A 24347-nucleotide genomic window follows, 5' to 3' on the forward strand; every position below is an offset into this window, starting at 1 on the left:
TAGACTGGCCTTGGCGAAGGAGCGGCCGGCCTATTTGTAGCTTCCGGGCTTGGGTAAGGATTTCGCGAACTCCGGCGTCAGAGTCGAGATCCAGGCGATGGGGTCCTGTCCTTCCTTCGGCATCAAGGCGTCACCCTTGTAGCGAACCATGCCGCCGATCACAGGGAACGGATAGTCCGGCGACTTCGCTGTAACGCCGACGATCTGATCGACGACACCATCATTGTCGGAGCGTGTTTTCATCGTTCCGGTGAGCGTCGCAACAGAGCTTCCCTTCATCGCTTCCGCGATTTCCGGGCGGGTCGGCCACTTGCCGCCATTCTTCTGCATGGCTGTCTTATAGGCAGCCTGCACATAGAGCAGCGTATTGGCCATCTTGATCGACGGAAAAACCGGATACTCGCCGAAACGCGCCTTGTAAGCCTCGGCAAACTTCTTCGTTTCAGCATTCGCCTTGGCATCCGGCGACATCCACCAGCCGTCGCCCAGAACGCCAACAATGACGCCGTCCGGCAACGCAACGCGCTGAAGAACCGTTTCGCCAAGAGCCAGAACCACCTGGCTCGATGTGAACAGACCGCGCGGCGAGGCCTGTCGCACGAAGTTCTCCAGATCTGCTCCCCAGAGGTTGGAGAAGATCACATCCGGGCGGGCCGTAGCGAGGCGCGAAATCTCGGTTTGATAGTTCGGCGAACCAAGCTTCGGGAAAAGCTCAGCCACGATCTGAATGTCCGGCTTCAGCGCCTGAAGCGCAGCCTTGAAGATTTTCGCGGCGTCGTGGCCGAAAGCATAGTCGGGATTGATGATCGCGACGGTCTTCACATCCGGCTTCTGCGCAAGAAGGTAGATCGCATAGGCGATGAATTCCGGAACGGTGTTGCCGTTGGGGCGGAACACGTACTTGCTCTTGCCATCCATCAGCAGCTGATGCGTATCGCAATTCCAGCCGACAGTCGGAACCTCAAGCTGCTCCGCGAGCGGTGCCAGTGCCAGGCAGTTTGCGCTGGACAGGGCTGCCATCATCACCTGGTTCTTTGGATCGCCGGCCAGACGCCGATACTCCGCGATGATGCCCTGAGTTCCCTGCGCCTCGTCAACATAGATCGGATTCACTTGAACACCACCGATGCCACCCTTGGCATTGATCTGCTCGATCATCAGGTCAGCGGCGTTCTTGCCCGGCATGCCATACGCTGCGGCTGGTCCGGACGTGAATGTGAAAATGCCAACTCCGAGAGAGCTTGGCTTTTCCTGCGCGGCGACAGGACCGGCGGATGCGAGTCCAACGGCGAGCGCGATCACAGACATACTGGTTTTAAACTTCATGACGTTCCTCTCTTATGCAAGTTTGTTTGCTATCCAATGCGACAATGATGCGCAGGCATCACACGGGATCGAAGTAGTGGATCTCCATAAGCAGGCAGCCGTTGACTGACTTGAACGGTCCATGCAGTGCATGCGGCGGGCGGCATGCATAAGTATTAGGCGGGAAGCTCTTGCCGCCCTCGCCCTTTTCATCGTTGCCGACGATCAAGTCGCCGGAGACGAGATAAACTTCTTCCCAGTACTCGTGGGAGAACGGCGCCGTTGTGTATACGCCAGGCTCAAAGCGCAGTAGCCGTGTGCGCGTCCCTCGCCTGTTCTCCTCATCCAGCCCGCCGGAGAGGATTTTCTGCTGGATGCCTGCCGGATAACCCGTCGGAACTTCCCAGCCGCTGTTCATATCGAGCGTGTAGAATTCATCGTGCTTCTTGTTGACCGGCATGTCTCTATCTCCTCGTTCAATAATCAGGCAGCCTTGCTGGGGGAAACTGAACCGCCAGCCAGATCATAAGAATCGAGCATGCGCTGAACGAGTGCGTCCGATCCCGCCCAGTCATAGGTGCGATACGAGTGACCCTTGGTGACGAAGGTCGCGCCCGCGTAAAACATCTCGTACTGCTGATGGCGCGAACCGAATTCGGATCCGACTGCATCCCAGGCAAGCTTGTAGAATTTCACCCTGTCGTGAGAGTTCGCCTTCGGAGACTGCTGCGTCTTCTCGATGAGGCCTGCAATTTCCGGATTTGCAAAATCAGCGACCGATGACGGCAGCATGATCATTCCGCCACCGGCCAGCTCGCGCAGCGTATTGAGCATGTGGGAGTAGAGCTGTTGCGTCAGGACTTGAGCCGTATAGAGCGTATGGCGATGCGGAATGAAATAGGGACCGATGTGGGACCCCTTGGCTTCCATCGCAGCAACGAGCGCATCGACCATTCCGGTTTCGGCAGCGAGCTGCCCCAACATCTCGCGGACCTGCGGGAATTGCGTGACGCCGTTCATCTCGGCAGTGCGATGGGCCAGACCAGCCAGGAACTTGAGCTTGACGCTCAATCGAACCATCGCCTGATAATTCTGATAGACGTGGCAAGGCGTCGCGTGGAACTGCTTCTGGCACATTTCGACGTTGCCTTCGATGAAGACACGATCCCAAGGCACCTTCACGTCGTCGAAATAGAGAACTGAATCGTTTTCGTCGAACCGGCTTGACAGCGGATTGTCGAAGATAGCGCCGGCGGCGTCCTCATAGGACTTGCGCGAAAGCATCTTGAGGCCCTTCGTATTCATCGGGATGGCGAAGGACATCGCATATCTCTCCTCACCCGGGCGCATCGGCTGGATCGTCGTGACGAAGACCTCATCAGCGATGACGCCGCCCGTGGCGAGCATCTTGGCTCCGCGGATCGTAATTCCCTCCGCGTCGCGATCGACAACACCTGCCGTCAGGAAGGGATCGGCCTGCTCAGCGGCACCCTTCGAGCGGTCCGCCTGCGGATTGATAATGACGTAGGTGAGATAGAGATCCCTATCGCGCGCATAGCGATAGTAGGAATCAAGAGCCCCCGCGCGGGCAGGATCATACGCCTTGAAGACGTCGATCCCCATATAGAGACCGGAAATACAGGATGCGACGTGATCAGGCGCGCGGCCCATGAAGCCGGCATGCAGCGACGCCCAAGCCTCGAGCGCCTTGCGCCGCTCCACCAGCTCCGCGTAGGACGTTGGCAGCTGCCAAATGCGATTGGCACGCTCACCATTATTGTCGAACGTCATCAACTCCTGATTGACAGGCGCACTGGCAAAATCGAACAGACCCGCCATCGACGTTGCGACATTGCGGAAGGCATGATGAGCCGTCACATCACTTACCGACTCGCCATTGATGTATATGGCGCGGCCGTCTTTCAGGCTCGACAGATAGTCCTTTGCTGAGCGCATCATGAATCCTCCGGTTAGACTTAGTAGTGGATGGGCAGCGGCCAGGTCGGCTCGCGCTCGGTTTCGTCGATGAGATCGCGGTAACGGCCGCGAAAGAAGATCAGCGGCGCAGGCGCCTCAGAGTGGACCGCATGGCGAATAACGCGCACGACGAAAATGACATGATCGCCGCCGTCGTAGTTTGCGTAGGGCTCACATTCGAAGTGAGCGAGTGCACCAGAGATCAAAGGCGCTTCGGCATGACCGACACTGGTCTTTACCTGGTCCCACTTGTTGGCCAGGGCGCGCGCGAACTTGTTTGAGATATTCTCCTGCTCGCGAGCCAATACGTTGACGGCAAAACCCTTGGCCTCCTGCATTGCAGGCAGACTCAGAGCTTTGCGATCGACGCTGAAAAGAACGAGCGGAGGATCGACAGAAACCGAATTGAACGAGCTCATGGTCATGCCGACGAGCTCGTCGCCCTTCCCGCGCGCGGTCACAACCGCCACACCGGTTGCGAACTCCCCCAGAGTTCGCCTGAAAGCACGATCTTCCATGAAGCACTCACCCCGATAGCAATCTCAACCCTTTTTATCTTTGTTATTTAGCTTTATGACAAAGCTATTATTCTCTGTCAATTGGTCCGGGACAGCCGACATGTGGCTTGTTTCCCCTGCTGTGGTAAGCTCATGGAAATCAAAGAGAATGAGAGGCTTGCAGTGCTTGACGTGCTGTTGACGGCGTCGAAACCTGAACTCCTCGAAGGGGATGGCGACCAGACATTCCGAGGTCTTCTGTATGACTACTTCGCGTTCGGCCGCAGCCTGGAGGCTGCTCGGGCAAAATTCGCGAGCTACGCCGACCTGTCACCGACGCAGTATTTGATCCTGATCGCGATTGCGCACTCGACGCTGGATGAGCCCATGGGGATCAACCAGATTGCCACTCGCCTGTATCTGAGCGGTGCTTTTGTCACCATCGAGGTGAACAAACTCGTGTCCAGCGGACTGATCGAGAAGAGTACCCATCCAAGTGACGGCCGCCGTGTACAACTGACCGTCACGCGCGAAGGCGTGAGCCGATTGACACGACTCGCCGCCTTTCAGCGTCCAATCAACGACGCACTTTTTGGGACACTGACACGTGACGAGTTCAGAGTGCTATCGCAACTTCTTTCCCGCCTCGCGGCCGGCGGCGATCACGCAGTCAAGCTGGCGGAGCATATCGCAGCAACAATCCATCCTGATGCGCCGCGAGAATCCGCACCTGCCGCCAAAGCCCTGCCGCGAAGAAGGAAGGGTGCAGGACGCTAGATCCGCGACCATCGAAAAATCCTGAGCGCGTGTTCTATTTAGGAAGAGATCCGAATATCAATCAACGCGTGGGTCCGTTCGCGGTTGATGTGCTCAATCGCGGCATTCAACGCGGCCGGCAACTCGCTACCCTTTTCAACGCGGATTGCAAATGCGCGACTGGCCTGCGCGACTTTCGTAAAGTCCGGCGTTGGCCGAAGCGACACGAGAGGCATATCGTTAGAGCGGGACGCGTAACCCTGCGGATACACGTCGAGCACTGAACGGCGAACCGCGCCCCACTCAGAGTTGTTCAGCACAAGAAGCAGGAGAGGCAATTCCAGCGCTTCCGCAATCTGATGACACGCCACCGGATTGCTAAACATGTAAGAGCCGTCACCCATCGTCGCGACGATAAGCCGGTCAGGCTCTGCAAGCTGCATTCCCAGTCCGCACGGAAACGACCATCCAAGACCGCCCGAATGTGGCTCCTGATACCAGGTACCATGATCTTGCAACGACAATGGATCAAGGGGACAGCCAAGTTCGGATAGAACGGTGGCACGCTTGCCTTTAATGGCTTTCGAAAGACAGTGGCTGACCCATTCCTTTGTCATCGAGTCACCACCGCCGCCAGCCGCACGCTTGTCGATTTCTGCGCGGTTCGCTTCCGTAATTGTGGTCACACGCGCTCGTCGCGCATCTCGCTTCTGTTGTGTCTCAGCTAGTTTCGCTTTCATCGATGCTGCGAGATTGATAATGCAATTATCGGTTTCACCGACGAGCGAGACATCCGCATAAAAATTGCGAACGGGGAACCGGGCGTAAAGTGGATCTTGGCCGATCTGGATCACCCTGCAATTCTCGGGAATTCCGTGAAGCGCGGGCGACCACGGTGCCAATGAATCGATGATCACTACAGCATCCGCATTCTTCAGCCAGCGGGATGGATCGCTGCCCGCCGCCATCGGATGATTTGACGCCATCGCAAGCTGGATTGCCCAATACTGAACGACCGGGATACCCCAGGCGAGCGTCAGTTCGGCAAGCGCCGCAAAGCCTTCCGGCGAACCTGCCCCCCTTTGCGCAATAATGACCGGACGCTCCGCCGCGGCCAGTATCCGCGCGGCCTCCGTCAGCGCTTCCGCGGCAGGCGCGGCTATTGCCGGACGAATCCGGCTTGGCGCTTCGATATTTTCTGCGGGGCAAAATTCACACAGTACCTCTCGCGGCAAACTGAGATAAACTGGGCCCTTGGGTGTCGAGCATGCGATCGCGTAGGCCCGATCGACGACATCAAGAGCTTGCTCCGGAAACCTCAGTTCGTAATCCCATTTGGTAGCCTCGCGCACCAATGCCGTCTGGTCGCGCATTTCCTGGCCCCATCCAATCGGAACCGTTCGTGAACCCAACCGTCCCTGCTCGGTCACCGGTGTGCGCCCGGAAAACAGGATGACCGGAACGCGCTCGGTCGCGGCGTTGATTGCACCCATCGCGCAATTGGCGAGTCCGACATTTGTATGCGCCATGACGGCTTGGGCGCGCCCCGTCGCGAGAAAGTAACCATGTGCCATTCCCATGGCGGCGCTCTCATGGGGAATCACGATTGCCTTCGGCAGGGGAATGTCTTTCGCCGCTGCCTCCGCAAGCCCTTCGATGATCGGCGGAAAGTCGGTTCCGGAATTCGCGAAAATATAGTCGACACCGACAGCCTTGAGACGCGCAAGAATCGCGCCGCCGGCCGTTATCTTGTTGCGATCATCGTTCATGCCAAAATCTCAAGGTTCTTGAATGAGAGCCGTTGCAGTCTTCATTGCGCAAGTTCCTTACAATACCTGATGCATATCGATCTGAGCCCGATCCAAATACCGCTCGCCAACACCAACGAAAACCAAGTCCATCACCCACGCTGCCTGTTCAAATCACAGCACCGTACGAAAGCGGATCAATTTCGAATACATCGCTTTTGTGCAACGCAAGAACGGAAGGGACGGAGCCCGCGCTACCGCCTATCGGCGCTCTCACCGGCCGGCGGTAATGCCACCGTCAACGGACAAGGTCTGGCCAGTCACGAATCCTGATGCCGGTGCGGCGAAGAATAACGCGGGACCGACAATGTCCTGCCTGAGCTCCCGCCATGCCATCGAGGACCGAGCTTAACGACTTCCTCGAACGTGCCACCGAGATGGAAGGTTCACAAGGACACTCGCCTCGCCCATCTGCATCGCGTTACTACCGGTCGGCATCCCAACCGCCCGGTGTTTGCGCTCGCGTTTGATCATCGACATCAGTTCGAAGAGCTTGCCGCGCGGACCGGAACCAGTCTGATCGCGGCATTCAAAGTCTTGATCGCTGACGCGGCCGTTACGCTCAGCAGGGAATTTGAAATTTTGGCATCATTGTCGACGAGAAGTTCGGACGCGACACTCTGGACCAACTGACGGGAAGCAACATCTGGATCGGCCGGCCAGAGGAAGAGCCAGGAAGCCGCCCGCTTTCGTTTGAGAGCGACCGCAACCGCATTGGCTCTTCGGTGGCCCGCCGAACTACCGAAGCAACTTCGATGATCGCCGAGAGTTTCCGACGCATCCGGCAGTTATGGCCAGATACGACGTTGGTACGGCAACCAACTACACACCGAGCGCTCGCCCGTCACTCCGCGGATCGTGCGCACCGGTAATGCTTCCATCGGCGTTGATTCGGATCGCGCCCGGATGCCCGGCAAGGGGGCTTTGAGCTGGAATCGGACTCATTTCGTGGCCACGTTCCGCGAGTTGCTTGAACACCTCTTCACCGGCGTCTTTCTCAAGCTTCAGGCTGTCGCGTGAATCGGAGAACGTCTTCCCGAGCAGAAAGCGCGGCCGTGAAAGCGCCGTGAGCGGATCCATGTCGTAGTCGATAAGTCTTGTGAGTACCGCCGCAAGCGTCTGCGGCTGCCCGTCCGCACCCTGCGTTCCATAAAGAAGGTGGGGTCGTCCCTGCTTGAGATACATTCCCGGATTAAGCGTATGGAACGGACGCTTGCCCGGCTTGAGACAGTTGGGACTCGCAGGATCGAGATTGAACGAGGCCCCGCGGTTGTGCCACAGAATCCCAGTGTCGCCCGCGATCATCCCGCTACCCCAGTCGAAATAGACAGTCTGAAGCATGCTGACGCAATTGCCGTTCTGATCGGTCGCGGCGATGTAAACCGTGTCGCCCTTCTTGAAGACGTGCGGCCAAGGCAACGCCTTCTCCATCCTGATGGCCTTGGCGTGCGCGTCAAGACCAGCGTTTGAGAGCAGCTGATTGACCGGAACGTCGGTGAACTCGGGATCGGCGATATAACGATTGCGGTCAATGAACGCATATTTCACGGCTTCGACCAGCAAGTGATAATAGTCCGCGCTCCCCTCCGGATACTTTGCAAGTTCGAAGCGATCGAGGATACCCATGATCTCAAGGGTGGTAATGCCCTGCGTGGGCGGCCGCAGGCCAATAAGCTCCCCGCCGCGATAGCCGACACGCAGCGGCGCTTCGTCACGGGCGCGACAACGCGCCAGATCATCCGCTGTGAGCGGCGAACCAATTTTCTTCAGCCCCGTAGCAATGCGTTCGGCAAGTTTTCCTTCGTAGAAATCACGCCCACCGTTCGCCGCCAGCATTTCCAGCGACCTGGCAAGTTCGGGCTGCACAAGCGTTTCGCCAGTTTCCGGCATCCGTCCTGCAGGCATGAAGATGCGTTGAACATCTGGCCAATCCTTCAGATCCTTTGCTCGAAAGTCCTGCCAGAACCGCTGCGAAGGCGTGACGGGAAATCCCTTACTCGCGTATTCGATCGGGCGCTCGAACAGCGAAGCCCAACTCAGCTTCCCGCCCCAGGACTTGCGGCTGAAATCGAAAGCTTGATCCCAGGTATCGACTGTGGCGGCAGCGGTCAGCGTAGACCCGGGACCTCGTACGGGGACGCTGCCGCTATAGTTCGGAGGATTTGCAGCGGCTTGCCCGATTCCGGACAAGGTCCGAATGTTGCCCTTGCGATCACTCATGATCATGAAGGCGTCGCCGCCAAGACCAGTAAAATGCGGATAGGTCACACACAGTGTGGCGCCGATAGCGATGGCCGCCTCAATGGCGTTCCCACCTTTGCGCAACACCTCCAGGCCAGCCTGGGTCGCGAGATCGTGGGGACTCGTGACCATGCCTTTTGTGGATTGTGCGAGAGCACCGGTGTTGGATAGCGCCCGAACCGGACCTGGTATCGCAGCCGCCACGGCAGCAAAGGCTGATGTCACAAGCAGTTCTCTGCGCGAGAAACCGCTCCTGCCCGTTTCCACAAACCTGCTGGTCATTGGTGTTCCGCTCCCTCTATTGTCGACATGGCGAGATCGTCAGCGCGATCATTGATATCCAAATGCGGTTGAACTGCTTTTCTCGCTCCCGAGGTTGACCACATGCACGACTTACGACATGAATCTGGTCATGCGCTCTGTACGATATGCGTTCCAGTTTCGCCGCGAAGCGCCGGCATGGCATGATCGAGATGACTGATGATCGCGCGCTTGCCGCCCCCCTCTAGGAAGCGAATCGCCGCATCGACCTTCGGCCCCATGCTTCCTGGGGGAAAATGTCCCTCTCGGTGATAGGCCTTTATTTCGTCGAGCGTCACCTCTGTAAGTTCCTTCTGGTCTGGTTTGCCGAAGTTGACGGCAACACGCGGCACTGCCGTGAGTATCAGCAACTCATCGATATCAAGTACGTTGGCGATATGTGCTGACGTCAAATCCTTGTCGATGACAGCAGGCACGCCCGTACGCACGCCCTTCGCATCACGGATTACCGGCATCCCGCCACCGCCGCCGGCAATCACGATCGTGCCGCGCTTGACCAGTGCATCGACCAGCGAGATATCACAGACGTGCTTTGGCTTCGGCGACGGAACAACATGACGCCAACCGCGCCCCGAATCCTCTCGCATCGCCCAGTTGAGCTCTTTGCTGATATTCTTGGCCTCCTCTTCCGAAAAGAACGGTCCGACAAATTTAGTCGGATTGCGAAAGGCAGGATCATCGGCATCAACTTCAACCTGAGTCAGAAGACTCGCAACGTGGCGCTGATTGCCAATTTCCCTTAGTGCATTCTCGATTGCCTGCATCAGGAGATAACCGATGCCGCCCTGACTGTGCGCCACGCAGATGTCCATCGACATCGGCGGGATGCGACTCATGGTCAGCATCTGACGCATCATGATCTTACCGACCACGGGTCCATTGCCGTGGGTGATCACCAGTTCGTTATCAATCTGGGCAAGCGGCAGCAGCGCCTCCGCGGTCTGCCGCGCGACGGATTTTTGTTCGTCGGATGTACCACTGATGTCTTCCGGGTGAACCGCGTTGCCGCCGATAGCGATCACGAGACGGCGCGGAACCTCATTAAGTGTTCGCATAACGATTCACCTTGATGTCGCTGGTGGCAATGGCGAGGACGAGTTCGCAAGCCTGTGCGTTCGACGGCGCAACCATCACGCCTGCTTCTTCCAGACGCCGAACCTGCGCAGACCGTACCTGCCGGTCGAGTTCGGTGCCGGTCACCGAGGCGACAATAATGGGCGCATTGTCAGCGCGATCCGCCACGATCTCCGCCACATGCCCGGCTGGGTCGGCGTGCGCACCGTAGCCAATCACGAGATCAACAAGAATGACCCCAACCTCGGGATCGATCAACGCTGCCCGCAAGGCATCGTCGCGTACCGACGGATCGATCATGGGATGCGGTCGGCCTTGGGTATATTCGTCGGCACCAAGATCGATGATCCGATCTCGGCCCGCGCTTTCCGGCGCATCGAGATAAGGAACATTGGGGATCGCCGCGTTCGACGACACCTTGCGGCCACCAGCCCCAAGGATCACCTGCGCTTCGGCGCAGAGTGTTCCACCGGCAAACAACCCCTCGATCCGGCGCTCACCTCTACGTCTAGGCAAGCGCGTGGCCAGTTTCATGACGTTGAAATTTCCACCGATGGCCCGTCCTCCGAGCGCGAGTTCTGCCGCATCCTTGAGCGTGCGGGCGAACCGCGCATTCGGCGGCAAATCAGCCGAAGCTGCGCCGATGAAACATACCGTGTAGGACTTCGGACTCTTAGCGATGCGCGCGATTACAACCTTCGCGACATCTGGATGCGGCGGCTTGGAGATTAGCACGACGCGATCCGTCTCAGGATCGGCATCCAGCGCGTCCATGGCCATCAACGTGGTAATCCCGCCGATTTCCTTTTTCAGGTCGCGGCCGCCAACGCCAATCGCATGCGAGATGCCCTCGCCCGCTTCGGAGATGAGACACGATACTTCCTGCGTCCCGGTCCCGGATGCGCCGATGATTCCGATCTTGCCGCGCTTCAGCTTGTTGGCGAATGCCAAGGGCGCGCCGCCGATGACGGCGGTCCCGCAGTCCGGCCCCATCATCAGCAGACCCAACTCACGCGCATGCTGCTTGAGCGACAGTTCGTCTGCGATCGAGACGTTATCACTGAACATCAGCACGTGAAGTCCGCGGTTGAGCGCCTTGCGTGCTTCCGCCGCGGCGAATTCGCCAGGGACGGATATCAACGCCAGATTAGCGTCAGGCGCGGCCTTGACCGCCGCACCGATACTGCGCGGACGCCAAGCAGCCTCTCCCGAACTCTGAGTCTTCGGCTTGTCGAGCGCCTTGAGCGCGTCGCCAAGCGCGGCCCGCGCGGCCTGCTCGCTCTCGGCCCTGACCGCGAGGATAAGATCGTTGCCTTGCGCAGCGACATCGCCGTCAAGAAGTCCAGCGTTGCGCATGATGGCCACATTGGACGGCGTTCCCATCATCAGCGCGGCTTCGAGAATGCCGGGTGCCGCCGCGATCTCACGCGACAGACGCATCAGCGCGACGGAATCCAGATAGAAACCCTTTCGAATCTCATTCAAAACGAACGCGTTCATGATACCCCCAGATCTTTCGCAATGGCTCGGACAGCTTGCTGGAAGCAGGCCATGGGAGCCTTCACCACGCCGGCACCCACCTGCCCGATTCCAGGTTCGCGATGCGCGATACCTGTGTTGATGATCGGCGCCAGCCCGGTTTCGACCACGAGCCGCACGTCGATGCCGGTGGGAACACCGGCGAAATCAAGCGCAGCGATCGTCCATTCCGGATTTTGTCCGACGGTGATTTCGCCCATGGCCCGGGTGAAGTTTCCCGCTGAAGACGGCGCGCCGGCGCCGATGAATCCTGCAACTGCAGGCGACGCCGCCATGGCGAACCCACCGAGGCCGATGGTCTCGACAATGGCGGAGTCGCCCATGTCTGGATTGGCGTCCTTCTCGGAGTAGCCTGCGAAATAGAGCCCCTCGGGCATTTCGACCGGCGCGGTGAACCACTGATCGCCGAGACCGCTAACTCGCACGCCGAAGTCGGTGCCGTTGCGACACATGGCAGTGACGACCGTCGAACCGCGAATGCCTTTCGCCGGATCGGTCATCGCCTTGCCCATCGCCATCGCGATGTTGAGGAAGAACTGATCGTTCTGTGCAATGAAGGCGATGCAATCGGCGAGCACCGCGTTATCGGTCGATGTGCGCGCCATCGATGGCCCGACTTCTCTGAGAAACACGCTTGAACAGGCGAGATTGCGCTGATGCATTTCGTCGCCCATCGAGAGGCCGCGTGCGATGATCGACTTCAACTCGATGCCGCCGCGTGCCCGGATGGCCTTGGCGAGCACCGGACCAAACACGTCACGCAGCCAGGCAAGACGGGCGAGTACACTGGCGTCATTTCCGCCGAACCTCATCACCTTCCCGAGCCCTTCGTTGATCGCGCAATAGGCGCGATTGGAGAACCGGGTGTTCTCGACGACGAAAAGAGGCATCGACACCGTGGTCATGCCGGTCATTGGACCGACCGCGCCAAAATGATGATTGGGATGGAATTCAATGCCGCCGCTGGCCGCCAGTTCAGTGGCAGCATCGAGATCGGACGCCCACCCTTCGAAAACGATCGCGCCGGCGACCGCGCCACGCATCGGACCGCACATCTTGTCCCACGTGATCGGCGGCCCGGCATGAAGGACCATCCTCTCCTTCAAACCCTTGAGGACGTCCCGCGCCGGGACGATGTCGATCAGCTTGGGCTCGCCTTCCAGAATGCGTGCCACGGCCTGCTTGTTTGCTTCCTCGATCAATTTCATGGATGCCTCCTCATACGCCGAGTTTGGCAAGCAGAGATGCCATCTCAGGATCACCGCCAGCCGGTGGCGACCAATCGACATGAACGACCTCGATATCGCAGTCGCGCAGATCCTTCACGAAGCCCTCAAGTCCGACGTTCACGACCTTCACGTCGCTCGTCAGGAGGGCCTGGTACGGCGTATTTTTTTCGAGTGCCACCAACGTCATCCTTTACTCTCTTTCGATAGGTCGAGATTAGTAAGAAAGTTTTTACTTTGTCAATTGCGGATGCTGATCCATTGGGCACCACCCGAAAAAATCACGCGCAAAATGAAGCAGCGGAAAAAGAAGAAGAAGAAGCAAACACCGCACGGCGCTTATCGACGGACTCCCTCCGCAGAGGCAAGGTCGCGGGCCTCGCGCGGTCAGAATCACCGACTGAGATTCCCCGAGGACCCCTCGCTGCGAATCGCAACTTACCTTGCAGCCACCACACCATCGCTGCGGGGGTCGCTTGCACCCTCCATCAGGCCATCCGGGTGCCACACGATTGCACCCGCGTGCCCCATGAACTCCTCGAACGCTCCCACCACCTGAATGTCGTGTCCGAGGCTGCGCATCGCGTCGATCGTTCCTGAATCGAAACGAGATTCGATCTTCAGATTGTTGTTTTCCTCGCCCCATGTTCGACCGAGCAGCCAGCGCGGAGCCGTGACTGTCGACTGCAGGTCCTGACCGTGCAGCGCGTAACGCGAGAAGATCGCGGCCTGCGTTTGCGGCTGCCCCTCTCCGCCCATCGTGCCATAGGACATCAGGCGACCATCGCTCAGCTCCGCCATCGCCGGCTGGATCGTGTGGAACGGGAACCGCGACGGCTCGAGCCGGTTCTGTTCGTTCTCGGCGAGGCTGAAACTTGTTCCGCGATTTTGCCAGGTGACACCGGTTTGCGGAAGAATGACACCTGAACCGAACTCCCAATAAATACTTTGAATGAAGCTGACGCTCAGGCCACTACGGTCGGTTGCGGCAAGCCATACCGTGTCGCCGTGCTTGGAAGGATCAGGCCACGGAGCAGCACGTTCGGTGGCGACGGTTTTATCGAGAGCGGCGAGCGATTCTTCCGTCAGGAAATCAGCCGCGGCGCGCTCCATATATTGAGGATCCGTCACATGCCGGTTGCGGACACGGAACGCGGCCTTCGTGCATTCGACCAGCCGGTGCAGATGGTCGATGCCGTCGGCCTCATTAGCGATACTTCGCGCGTAGAGTCCGAGGATCAGCAGCGATGCCAGACCCTGTGTCGGCGGCGGCATGTTGAAGACCTTGTGACCCGCCACATTAAGCGACAATGGAGTCACCAGGGTTGCCTGATGACGTTCGAGATCGGCCAGACGAAGCGGGCTACCGGCCTTCTCCAAATCCGCGGCCATCGATCGCGCAAGGTCGCCGCGATAGAAATCGGACAATCCCGCTTGCGAGAGGCGCGCAAGCGTATCCGCTACGCGTGGTTGCCGGAGCTTTGAACCGACAGCCAGCGGAGCGCCGTTCGGCAAATAGACATCAGCAAAGCCCGGCACGTCTTGCAACTCGGGGCGCTTCTTCCTTGTGTTTTCGTGAAGGGTTTGCGGAACAGGCACCCCTTCCCACGCGTAACGAATTGCGTCCTGCAGAAGCCTTGACATCGGCAATCGGCCGCCGTGTTGCCGGCGGCTGAGATTTTGCGCCTTCTCCCAACCGTCAATGGTGCCTGCAACCGTCAGCGCCGACAACGGACCGCGGCCGGGAATGGCGGCGCACCCGCGCTCGCGGTACCAGTTGCGGTCGGCAGCCATCGCGGAGCGTCCGCACGCCTGAATTCCGATTGGCGCCGATCCCGGCTTGCCGATCAGCCAAAAGCTGTCTCCGCCAAGGCCGTTCATGTGCGGATATACGACAGCGATTGCCGCGGCAGAGGCAATCATCGCTTCAATCGCATTGCCGCCGTCGGACAGAACCGAAAGACCAGCCTGCGCCGCAAGATGATGCGGCGCGGTGACCATGCCTCGATAGCTTCTTTTCGTCTGCAGCATCGGAACGCTCCGGGTAAAAACAAGTAATAATGTTTTTACTTATGTAGCGTCAAGGGCGTTTGATGCTCGAACCCCGTCCAAACCAACGGAGGCATTTCTGCGACGTTGAAGACATTTCGCCGCCGAAATATCAAAGCCGCCCTACAAAGAAGAACTGCTCCGAGCACGAGGCCCGGAGCAGTCAAGTTCGGAGAAAACCGCAGCAGATCGCTTGCGTTAGCTCCGGGTGGAAATTGAAGTTCGCACTTTCTTGCTAGTAAGGTTCCGCTCGACCGCTCGCAGCACAATCAAGACACCTGCAAAGCCATCCCGGCCAGAGCTGTGACCGATCGCCGATACATCAATCAGCGCCTGTTCAACGCGACCAACCTCACCTGCAATAGTCGCGTGGACTGCAGCATGCATTGCGGCGGCTCCATAGCCCAGCGCCGCCGTTCGCAAATGTATCTGGCTAATGCTGTTGGTGCGATCAAGATGCTCGTGACAGACGTGCCAGATGAGATCCCGTACATCCAATCGATCGAGCATCGCCAGCGCGATAAGCGCGCCTCCAATCAGATCATCGCCGGACGGTGTGAGACCGGGACCAAGGCCGATCAGTTTTACAAGCTCCGCGCGGTCCGCAGGCGACGGGCTACGTTCATCGAGCGCATTTGTGATGATACGATCGAGGGCGGCAATTCCCGCCGCCGCGGCAGCGAGAAGTGGCGTAAGTTTCGTGGGAGGTCGTTCGCAACCCGCTGCCGACAACCCCTCCCCGTCGATATCCGCGCGCCAGAATTGGTCAACGGCGCCGAGCCCGCGCCGCAAACCGGCATACGTCCAATCCCGCGCCAATTCCGGCTTCCAGATGGAGGCGTCATCGAATGTGGCGAACGGCTTGTTGTCGATAACGAGGATCGAGTCAGTCACTGCAGCAGAAGCACCGACAGCTGGCCAACAAAGTGGCCGGCGCTCGCATAAAGCGTGCAGCGGACCAGAGCCAAGATGTGAAAGGCCAACACAAATCCACTGGCTGCCGAGCGCCACATAAAAGGAGCGATCGAAAACAGCGGCGACCTGGCCGATGCTCTCAACCCGAAGAGCTTTCTCCGCAAGCAAGCCTAGCTCACTGATGGCCGGCACTCGGCGAACTCCGGCCCGCCCGGGTGTTAGGGCGCGCTCCGACGTCCGCATTCGATCCGTATTCATCATACCGAGATTCCGCGCCGCAAGCCGGCAAGGAGACATCGCATTCGATGAAGTAATAATTCTCTTACTTATCGTTGTCAAATGACAAATCTGTGGCGAAAACTGCCGCCATGTCATGGAGAAGCTATGTTTGGGATCGCTATGCGCGTAAAGTGAATGATTAAACGAGGTCGGACGCCTTGCCCCGCACAGGCGAGAGCTTCGGTGAAGCCACCTTTCTGCCGTCCCTGTGCAACGCACCGGGGACCGTCACCCATGTCGCGATGACGTCATGAGTGTGCATGCGGCGATCAGCGAGCCATTGCTGATCACTCAGATCCTTGTCGAACATCAGCGACAGCGTGTGCCGGTTCGACACATGGAAATAGCTGAATGCGGTAATCGTCACATAGAGCTGGATCGGGTCGATTCCACTGCGGAAAATACCGGCCGCCGCCCCGCGACGCAGAATGTTCTCGATGTTGGAGACAAGTGGCATGGTGAGCGCTGCGATTTTGCGGGATTTACGGAGATACTTCCCGCGCTGCAGATTCTCCGTGTTTATCATGGCGATGTAGTCTTGGTGATTCTGAAAAAACGTGAACGTAAAGTCGATGAGCTCTTGCAGAGCTGTCGCAGGATCAAGGCTGTCAAGATTAAGCTGCTGTTCAGCGGCCCGGATCTCCGTGTAGACGTGCTCCAGAGCAGCCAAGTAAAGTCCGTTCTTGTCTCCGAAGTAATGATACAGCAAACGCATATTCGCCTTCGCGCGCGCGGCAATCGCATCGACGCGCGCGCCCCCAAGACCATTCCGGCAAAACTCAAAGGTGGCCGCCTGCAGGATCGATTCCTTGGTGAGGGCAGAATCCCGCTTGCGCTTACCCTCTGCCTTCTTTCGTACCGAACGTTTCTTTGCTGACGTCTCGTTCATCCGTGCACCTGGTCAACGCCTTTGAGAGCATCTGGCGACTTTAGCATGAGCTGCCGTTCCCGGGGGGCATTCGACCTCTAAAGCCTCGTTTTACGGGCGGCGTTGACAGCTAGCTACCACACCGGCCCGATCGCAATCAAATGGCGGTACGCAACCTCCACACCACACCGTCGGCTATGCTGCATTAGCCCCTGTGTTTTGGGCAATCATCGCTCCGTTGCTGGCAATCAGACGGCCCGCCTTGTAGACGTCGCGCGGTTTCGGCCGGGCAATGACCGCTTCCTGGATGTGCTGCGCATCGAGCACAAGGAAATCGGCCGCCCCGCCTTCAACAAGGCCATAATTCTCGATATTGAGCGCCTTCGCCGCGCTCGACGTCACCATATCGAAGGTAAGCGCGAGTTCCGCATCCGTATTGAAGCCAGAGCGATACCCCACGATCATTGCCCGTTCCAGCAGATCGCCATCGCCGTAAGGCCACCAGGAATCCCGAATATTGTCGTTGCCTGCGAACACATTGACGCCCGCGTCATGGAGCAGCAGCACCGGCGGAAAGGCGTGGGCTCCGGGCGCGTTCGTCAGAATAGACACCCCCGCCTCTGCCAGCTGATTTGCTGCCCGCTGCGCAGTATCACGCGAGACCTGACCGAGCGCGTAGGCATGGCTGATCGTCACCTTGCCACCAAGTCCAAGCGCTTTCGTGCGCCGCGCGATCTCCTCGATTTCGAAGACACCGAGCAGATCGCCGTCATGCAGGTGTATGTCGATCCCGACATCATGACGTCCTGCGATATCGAAAATCGCATTGAGATGTCCTGCGATGTCGCCATCATAGCCTGCTGGATCAAGGCCTCCGACAAGGTCTGCACCATTGCGAATGGCCTCTTCGAGCAACTCGCGCGTACCGGGCGCAGTCACGATCCCGCTCTGAGGAAAAGCAACGATCTGGATCGACACCCTGTCGCGATGCGCATCGCGAACCGCCACTACCTGCTCGAGATTCCGTAACCCGATCCCAGGATCGATATCGACGTGGCTGCGCATGTGGGTCGTTCCCTGCGTGACGCAAAGCTCGATCAGACCAGCGGCTCGCACGGGAATCGGCTTCGCCTTGGCAAGCGCCTGCTTTTCGAATTCAACCCTTTCGCGGACGTTGAAGCCCGCAGTGCAAGGTCGATGGGGCTTCCACTCGTCGCCGATGAAGCCTTTGTCGAGGTGAACGTGCCCATCGACCAGTCCCGGCAGAACAAGGCGACGGTTGAGATCAAATGTTTCTCGCGCCGGCAACGAACCGGGAGAATCGGCAGAGATCGTAGCGATGCGGCCATTCTTGACGGCAATATCTACGACGCGTCCATCGGACAGTCGTGCATTTCGAAACAGGGTGTCGATTTTAGTCAATTGAAGTCCCCATAATGTGACTAGGCGCATGCATCTTCAGCTTAGCGCTGCTTCAAGACGGAATGATCCCTTCCGGCAACGCGCGGCAATAGTCCGCGACGCCTCCAGCCGTAGTGATCCAGATGTCGCTGCGCTTCGCAACGATGGTCTGCAGCGCGCGCCGCAGCGGCCGCAGACGGTGAGGCTGTCCCACGAGGTACGGATGCAGTGCAATGCCCATAACAAGGGATTGCTTCGCCGACTGCATCAGCATTTCCTCGAAGGTATCGACGATCATCGTCGCGAACTGCTCGCCGGAATCTTTTCGTCCGACAATAGAGGGAATATCGTTCAGTTCCTGCGGATACGGCACTGAAAGAATGCGCCCGCCATTTCGGGTCGAAAACCAGACCGGCTGATCGTCCATACACCAGTCGAGCAGGTAGCTGTAGCCAGCCTCGGCCAACAGATCCGGGGTCATCGCGGACTGCGAAATCCAGGGTCCGAGCCACCCGGACGGAGGACGCCCTTCGGCACGCGCAATGACCTCGGTGCACTCCTCGATCAGCCGCTGCTCCTGTGCTTGCGGCAATATGCCCTGCCGTTCTGAATTCGTCCGTCCATGACCGACCACTTCAGCTCCCCGCGCCCGAAAGGCATCCATCACTTCCGGACAATAGGTATAAATGCTGCTGTTCGCGAGCACTGACACGGGAAGCGACAGTTCATCGAACAGGTCGATCAATCGCCAGACACCGACCCGGTTACCGTAGTCGCGCCATGCATAGTTCAGGACATCCGGCTGCGGTCCGCCGGGGCAAAGTTCCGCGCCCAAGCCATTCCCGAAGGCGAAATGCTCAAGATTCAGGCCGACATAAACCGCGAGGCGCTTGCCTTCGGGCCAACTGAAATCGGGGCGGCTGACGATGGCGCTATAACCATAACGCCCGTGAGAAGGAACTTCGAGAGTTTGCCCGGACGCCCTCGATACGTCACCGACATCCTGCCGGAAGCCTTCAGCGACGGGCGCGGACCTTACGATGCCGCCCAGTGTATTCGACGCGTTTATCTGCGTGGCGGGTTTCTCGCCCATCCAAAAACTCCTTCAACCAGATGATGTGCGCTTGACATTCCAACTATAGTTGAAGAAAGTTTTTACTTCCGTCAAGCTCGCAGCAGATGAGCCGACGGAAAAGCTGGCGAGATTGTTCTCGATGCCGAGAGCGTCGCCCTTAGCGGGAGGCTACCAGAATGAAGCACGTTTTAAAGTTGTCGAGTCGTTTTCTTTGCCGCACGTCCATGTTCAGAAACATGGCCGGTGCAGCTTTCTCCACAGCGTTGCTGTTTTCATCCGCCGCGTCTGCCGCGGACCCGATCAAGATCGGGCTTGTCACTGCCCTCTCGGGGCAATCGGCCCGAGCTGGCGAGGCGTTGACCCGCGGGGCCACCATTGCCATCGAAGAGATCAATGCCAAGGGCGGCGTCCTTGGCCGGCCACTCGAACTGGTCCGCCGCGACGACGAAAGCAATCCGGCCAAAGGCCTGATAGCCGCGCGCGAACTGATCCAGCGCGAGAAGGTTGCCGCGCTAATTGGCGGTCTCGACACTCCGGTCGCCCTCGCGATTGTACCGTTCGTCAATAACGCCAAGATGCCTTTCGTAGTGCCGTGGGCTGCGGGCACTGCCATCACCCAGAATGGCGCCAGCTCGAACTATGTGTTTCGCGTCTCGGCCATGGACGATGAAGTCGACAAGGCTATCGTTCAATTCGCGCGAAAGACCTACGACACCAAAAAACCCGGTCTGATTCTCGTCAACAATCCATGGGGCGAGTCGAACGAACATGGCCTCAAGGCGGCGATGAAGGCGGCCGGTACCGAACCCGCCGGGATCGAAAAGTTCGAAGGCAACGACGTCGATGTCGTGCCGCAGCTGTCACGACTGAAGCAGGCCGGAGCTGACACGCTCTTCCTGGTTGGCAACGTCGGTCCGGCTTCACAGGTGGTGAAGTCACTTGACCGTATGGGCTGGGCACCGCCGATCGTCTCCCACTGGGGTCCCGCCGGCGGCCGTTTCACCGAGCTTGCAGGTCCTAACGCCAAGAACGTGATCTTCGTGCAGACCTACAGCTTCTTCGGCGACCTCTCGCCGGCGGGCAAAAAGGTCATGGCCGCATTGCAGGCGAAGTATCCCGACATCAAGGGACCGGCCGATGTCACTCCGGCTGTCGGCGTTGCGAATGCCTATGACACCGTCCTGATGATCGCGAGCGCAATTCAGAAAGCCGGCAAGACCGATCCGACGGCGATCCGTGATGGCTTCTATGCCATCGACCGCGTCGATGGCCTGATCAAGACCTACGAGAAGCCCTTCACGCAGGCAAAGCACGATGCCCTCACGGAGAATGACTACATCTGGACCCGGTTCGAGGACAACCGCATCCTGCCGTTCGTGAAAAAGTAAACCGGCTCGTTAGCTGATAACCAACACAGGCTCGCACATGTCAATTCTTCCTGCGATCATCACAGGACTAGCACTCGGCAGCATGTACGGGCTGCTCGCGCTTGGCTTTCACGTTACTTACGCAGTATCCGGCACGGTAAATTTCTCCCAGGGAAGCTCCATGACCCTGGGAGCCGTGGCCGGATACTTCTTTCTTGTTCTGTGGGGGTGGCCTGGCGCTCTTGGCATTCCGGCTGTCCTTGCGATCTGCGCCCTGTATGGCCTCATCATCGAGCGCTATGCCGTACGTCCCTTCGTGCAACGTGGATCGGATAACTGGCTGATGGCCACCGTTGCCGTCGGCATCATCGTCGATAACCTGATGCTGTTTGTGTTCGGCAAGGAACCTCGCGGCTTTCCTTCGATCCTCGCGGTGAACCCGATCCAGATCGTCGACGGGGCCGGCGTCTACCCGCTTCAGCTGCTGATACCTGTGGTCGGTCTCCTTCTGGCGACGGGTCTTCACCTTTTCACCCGCCGTACGCGACACGGCGTCGCCATGCTGGCCGTTGTGCAAAATCCAAATGCAGCACGCCTGATGGGCATTGATGTCAGCCGTGCCATCGCTGGGAGCTACGCGGTGTCAGCAGTTCTCGCCGGGGTCGCAGCGCTCCTGATCGCACCGTTGTTCAACGTCTCCTCGGACATGGGGACGCTGTTCGGCATCAAGGCATTCGCCGCCGCTATCATTGGAGGCCTTGGCAGCGCATGGGGCGTGATGCTCGCCGGGCTTTGCCTCGGTCTCATTGAGGTGTTCGCCACCAGCTATCTCGGCTCGGTCTACACCCAGATCATCACTTTTGCTTCCGTCATCGTCATTCTTGTCGTTCTGCCCCACGGGCTGCTCGGCCGCGCTGGAGTTAAAAAGGTATGACTTCCCGCACAACCCTTCTCGCTGCCGGTGCTGTGCTGGCGATCGCCGTTGGCTATACCGCGATCGCTGATAGCTACGCTGTATTTCTTATCGCCACCATTTCGCTGACGGCGATTGCCTGCATCGGCCTGAATGTTCTGCTCGGACTGGCAGGGCAAATCTCGCTGGGTCATATCGGCTTCATGGCGATCGGCGCCTATACGACGGTGCTTCTGATGGAAAGGGCCGGCTGGCCCTATCTGGCGGCCACCGGTGCAGGGATCGTTCTTGTCAGCATCATTGGCGGCCTTCTCGCGATGCCCGCGCTTCGCGTCAGGGGACCGTATCTCGCCATGGTCACCATTGCGTTCGGCTTCATCGTCGAGCATGGTACCGTCGAATGGCGCGATCTCACCGGCGGTGGCAACGGTCTCGTCCTGACCGCTCCGCCGACTGTTTTTGGTGTGCCGTTATCGGAGCGCGGTCTCGCGATCACCAGCGTCATCCTGGTTTTCGCCGGCATTATCCTGTTTGATCGGCTGAAGCGCAGCGGTTGGGGTTACGCGATGCGCGCCGCACGCGACTCCGAGGTTGCGACACGCTCAATCGGCATCGATCTCGTTCGCGTGCGGACCATGGCTTTTGTCATTTCCGCCGCGGCCATGGCGCTGGCGGGAGCTTTGTTCGCTCCGCTTCAGGGGTATATCAGCCCGAGTTCGTTTCCCTTCCTGCAATCGATCCTGTTACTTTTCGGCGTCATGATCGGTGGGGCCGGATCGGCCCTCGGCCCGGTGATCGGTGCACTCCTCATCGTGCTGCTGCCAGAACTTTTGTCTGATCTGGCGGAGTATCGTTTGCTCGCCTTCGGGCTTCTGCTGTTCGCCGTGCTGCGCGTGGCCCCGAACGGGGTTGCGGGCTTGATCGCACAGCTCACAGCACAACTCATCCCCGCATCAAAGCCGCAAACCGCGACTGAGGGCATAGGCGCAATCGATGAAGCGGACGCCGGGCTCCGTGTCAAAGGCAACAACGTTCCTCCGCTCGACGTGACCGATCTGTCGATCTCGTTCGGTGGCGTCCGCGCGGTGCAGAACGTTTCGTTCACCGCGAAACCCGGTCATGTGACGAGCGTCATCGGCCCCAACGGCGCAGGCAAGACAAGCGCTCTCAATCTGCTCTGCGGGTTCTATCGTCCCAGTTCAGGCACCGTGAAGCTCGGGGATCGCGACCTGACCGGCCTGCCGTCGCACGCTCTCGCCCGCGTCGGCGTGGCCCGGACATTCCAGACCACGCAACTGTTCGGCTCTCTCACCATTATCGAAAACACGCTTTTGGCAGAAACGGCAGGCAAGCTAGGCGGCATCGTCTCGCCCCTGCGTAACCCTGATACGGAGCGTTTCGCGCGATCGCTGCTGCGGTTCGCAGGCGTCGATGGCGATCTTGATCGACCGGCCGAGTCCTTGCCGCATGGCGAGAAGCGTCTGGTCGAGATCGCGCGCGCATTGGCTTTGCGACCGAAGGTTTTGCTTCTGGACGAGCCCGCTGCTGGCTTGTCGAAAGGTGACAAGCAACGCCTGGCGACACTATTGCGCCGCATCGCAGACCTCGGCGTCGCCGTCATCATTGTCGAACACGACATGCCGATGATTATGTCACTCAGCGACCATATCGTTGTGCTCGACGGCGGCAAGCGCATCGCCATCGGTGAACCAGCCGCGATCCGGAACGATCCTTTGGTTCGGAAGGCTTATCTTGGCGACGCCGCGGCGAGCGAACAACGCCACCGCCCCGCCCGCCAGACCAGGCAAGAGACGATGCTCGAGATCAAGAAGCTGGATGCTTTCTACGGTCTTTCGCAAGCGCTCGAAGGCATTGACGTCGTTGTCGCGAACGGCGAGGCCATAGCCGTTCTCGGTGCGAACGGCGCAGGTAAAACGACGCTGATGCGTTCGATCGCCGGCCTTGAGCCGCCGCGTGCGATGGGTGAGATCCAGCTTTCCGGCAAACGGATCGATAGTTTGCCCGCACATGCACGGGCTCGTATCGGTGTCGTGCTGGTGCCGGAGGGTCGGCAGGTATTTCCCGAACTTACCGTTCGGCAAAACCTGCAGCTCGGGGCCTATGCTCGCGCCGGCATCGATCTGGACGCCGAGGTCGAAGCCATGCTGACGCGCTTTCCACGCCTCAACCAGCGCATCGATCATCGGGCTGGTCTTCTCTCCGGCGGCGAGCAGCAAATGCTTGCAGTTGCGCGCGGCCTGCTGACTTCACCAAAAGTGCTGATGCTGGACGAACCTTCGCTCGGGCTGGCGCCTCTCGTTGTCGATGAACTCTTTGCATCGTTCGAAAGACTTCGCGTCGAAGGCATGACGCTCATTGTCGTCGATCAAATGGCCGGGCACGCTCTCGCAGTGGCCGACAGAGCCTATCTCCTTGAGACAGGCGCCATTGTAAAGAGTGGATCCGCCGGAATTATCGCAGAGGATCCATCTCTCGAAGCCAGCTATCTGGGAGGAGAGGTCCAGTCAAAGGCCGAACCCCAAACCACTATGGCGGCATCGTAGCACACACCGGCGTCGGCTGACATCCAGCCGACGCCGCACTCTCGCAGAGTTTCAAAGGCGGCGTTTGCCTACATCGCCTTGACGATGTTTTCGGTCATTTTCTTGGCGTCGCCGAGCAGCATCATGGTGTTGTCGCGATAGAACAGCGGGTTGTCGACGCCGGCATAGCCCG

General features: G+C 58.9%; 22 protein-coding genes. 6 read left to right on the forward strand and 16 right to left on the reverse strand.

Annotation, left to right across the window (positions count from 1 at the left end):
- Nucleotides 1–30: 30 nt before the first annotated feature.
- From BN32_RS20570 to BN32_RS20585, 4 genes are read right to left on the reverse strand one after another with little or no spacing between them, the layout of a single operon-like run.
- The gene (locus tag BN32_RS20570; RefSeq protein ID WP_152343898.1) at nt 31–1326 is read right to left on the reverse strand and encodes an ABC transporter substrate-binding protein; all 1296 of its coding nucleotides are present in this window, start codon (nt 1324–1326) and stop codon (nt 31–33) included.
- 58 nt (nt 1327–1384) lie between these two features.
- A complete protein-coding gene (locus tag BN32_RS20575; protein WP_019196121.1) occupies nt 1385–1765 on the reverse strand; it encodes a hypothetical protein in 381 nt (126 codons plus the stop codon).
- 23 nt (nt 1766–1788) lie between these two features.
- Nucleotides 1789–3264: a 4-hydroxyphenylacetate 3-hydroxylase family protein gene (locus tag BN32_RS20580; RefSeq protein WP_019196120.1), complete on the reverse strand. Its 1476-nt coding sequence runs from the start codon at nt 3262–3264 to the stop codon at nt 1789–1791.
- A 17-nt stretch (nt 3265–3281) separates the two neighbouring features.
- Nucleotides 3282–3800 (reverse strand): flavin reductase family protein, encoded by a 519-nt coding sequence (locus BN32_RS20585; RefSeq protein WP_019196119.1) that lies wholly within the window; start codon nt 3798–3800, stop codon nt 3282–3284.
- 132 nt (nt 3801–3932) lie between these two features.
- On the opposite strand from BN32_RS20585, the gene BN32_RS20590 reads away from it, so the two are divergent.
- Nucleotides 3933–4556: a MarR family winged helix-turn-helix transcriptional regulator gene (locus tag BN32_RS20590; RefSeq protein WP_019196118.1), complete on the forward strand. Its 624-nt coding sequence runs from the start codon at nt 3933–3935 to the stop codon at nt 4554–4556.
- 38 nt (nt 4557–4594) lie between these two features.
- On the opposite strand, the gene BN32_RS20595 is transcribed toward BN32_RS20590, so the two are convergent.
- Nucleotides 4595–6304 (reverse strand): thiamine pyrophosphate-requiring protein, encoded by a 1710-nt coding sequence (locus BN32_RS20595; protein WP_019196117.1) that lies wholly within the window; start codon nt 6302–6304, stop codon nt 4595–4597.
- 405 nt (nt 6305–6709) lie between these two features.
- Between BN32_RS20595 and BN32_RS28250 the strand changes: the two genes are divergently transcribed.
- Nucleotides 6710–6976: a 2-deoxy-5-keto-D-gluconate 6-phosphate aldolase domain-containing protein gene (locus tag BN32_RS28250; protein ID WP_162161326.1), complete on the forward strand. Its 267-nt coding sequence runs from the start codon at nt 6710–6712 to the stop codon at nt 6974–6976.
- Nucleotides 6934–7215, forward strand: coding sequence for a 2-deoxy-5-keto-D-gluconate 6-phosphate aldolase domain-containing protein (locus tag BN32_RS28255; protein WP_430641969.1), 282 nt, complete (start codon nt 6934–6936; stop codon nt 7213–7215). Before BN32_RS28250 ends, BN32_RS28255 begins: the two co-directional genes overlap by 43 nt.
- Here the strand turns inward: BN32_RS28255 and ggt are convergent.
- The 10 genes from ggt to BN32_RS20650 all read right to left on the reverse strand — a co-directional run bounded on the left by ggt (nt 7166) and on the right by BN32_RS20650 (nt 19349).
- A complete protein-coding gene (ggt, locus tag BN32_RS20605; protein WP_051488554.1) occupies nt 7166–8866 on the reverse strand; it encodes a gamma-glutamyltransferase in 1701 nt (566 codons plus the stop codon). The genes BN32_RS28255 and ggt overlap by 50 nt on opposite strands.
- A gap of 128 nt (nt 8867–8994) precedes the next feature.
- Nucleotides 8995–9927: a carbamate kinase gene (gene arcC / locus BN32_RS20610; RefSeq protein WP_244438221.1), complete on the reverse strand. Its 933-nt coding sequence runs from the start codon at nt 9925–9927 to the stop codon at nt 8995–8997.
- A gap of 19 nt (nt 9928–9946) precedes the next feature.
- Complete coding sequence (fdrA, locus tag BN32_RS20615; protein ID WP_019196113.1) at nt 9947–11479, reverse strand: acyl-CoA synthetase FdrA; 1533 nt, start codon at nt 11477–11479, stop codon at nt 9947–9949.
- Nucleotides 11476–12726, reverse strand: coding sequence for a YlbE family protein (locus BN32_RS20620; protein ID WP_019196112.1), 1251 nt, complete (start codon nt 12724–12726; stop codon nt 11476–11478). Before BN32_RS20620 ends, fdrA begins: the two co-directional genes overlap by 4 nt.
- A 10-nt stretch (nt 12727–12736) precedes the next feature.
- The gene (locus tag BN32_RS20625) at nt 12737–12934 is read right to left on the reverse strand and encodes a hypothetical protein (protein ID WP_019196111.1); all 198 of its coding nucleotides are present in this window, start codon (nt 12932–12934) and stop codon (nt 12737–12739) included.
- Between the two features lie 248 nt (nt 12935–13182).
- Nucleotides 13183–14775 carry a gamma-glutamyltransferase family protein gene (locus tag BN32_RS20630; RefSeq protein ID WP_019196110.1) on the reverse strand — a complete coding sequence of 531 codons (1593 nt, stop codon included), beginning with the start codon at nt 14773–14775 and terminating at the stop codon, nt 13183–13185.
- 216 nt (nt 14776–14991) lie between these two features.
- Nucleotides 14992–15900 (reverse strand): oxamate carbamoyltransferase subunit AllH family protein, encoded by a 909-nt coding sequence (locus tag BN32_RS20635; RefSeq protein ID WP_244438222.1) that lies wholly within the window; start codon nt 15898–15900, stop codon nt 14992–14994.
- A 226-nt stretch (nt 15901–16126) separates the two neighbouring features.
- Complete coding sequence (locus tag BN32_RS20640) at nt 16127–16876, reverse strand: TetR/AcrR family transcriptional regulator (RefSeq protein ID WP_019196107.1); 750 nt, start codon at nt 16874–16876, stop codon at nt 16127–16129.
- Nucleotides 16877–17050: 174 nt separating this feature from the next.
- A complete protein-coding gene (locus tag BN32_RS20645; protein WP_019196106.1) occupies nt 17051–18277 on the reverse strand; it encodes an amidohydrolase family protein in 1227 nt (408 codons plus the stop codon).
- Nucleotides 18278–18329: 52 nt separating this feature from the next.
- A complete protein-coding gene (locus tag BN32_RS20650) occupies nt 18330–19349 on the reverse strand; it encodes a polysaccharide deacetylase family protein (protein WP_019196105.1) in 1020 nt (339 codons plus the stop codon).
- Between the two features lie 218 nt (nt 19350–19567).
- Between BN32_RS20650 and BN32_RS20655 the strand changes: the two genes are divergently transcribed.
- From BN32_RS20655 to BN32_RS20665, 3 genes are read left to right on the forward strand one after another with little or no spacing between them, the layout of a single operon-like run.
- A complete protein-coding gene (locus tag BN32_RS20655) occupies nt 19568–20719 on the forward strand; it encodes an ABC transporter substrate-binding protein (protein WP_019196104.1) in 1152 nt (383 codons plus the stop codon).
- 37 nt (nt 20720–20756) lie between these two features.
- Nucleotides 20757–21632: a branched-chain amino acid ABC transporter permease gene (locus BN32_RS20660; protein ID WP_040427122.1), complete on the forward strand. Its 876-nt coding sequence runs from the start codon at nt 20757–20759 to the stop codon at nt 21630–21632.
- Nucleotides 21629–24175 carry a branched-chain amino acid ABC transporter ATP-binding protein/permease gene (locus BN32_RS20665; RefSeq protein ID WP_019196102.1) on the forward strand — a complete coding sequence of 849 codons (2547 nt, stop codon included), beginning with the start codon at nt 21629–21631 and terminating at the stop codon, nt 24173–24175. Before BN32_RS20660 ends, BN32_RS20665 begins: the two co-directional genes overlap by 4 nt.
- A gap of 68 nt (nt 24176–24243) precedes the next feature.
- Here the strand turns inward: BN32_RS20665 and BN32_RS28260 are convergent.
- Nucleotides 24244–24347 (reverse strand): NAD(P)(+) transhydrogenase (Re/Si-specific) subunit beta (locus BN32_RS28260; protein WP_156946975.1); only part of this gene is annotated, 104 nt, incomplete at its 5' end.

Source organism: Afipia birgiae 34632 (assembly GCF_000308295.2).
Taxonomy (GTDB): domain Bacteria; phylum Pseudomonadota; class Alphaproteobacteria; order Rhizobiales; family Xanthobacteraceae; genus Afipia; species Afipia birgiae.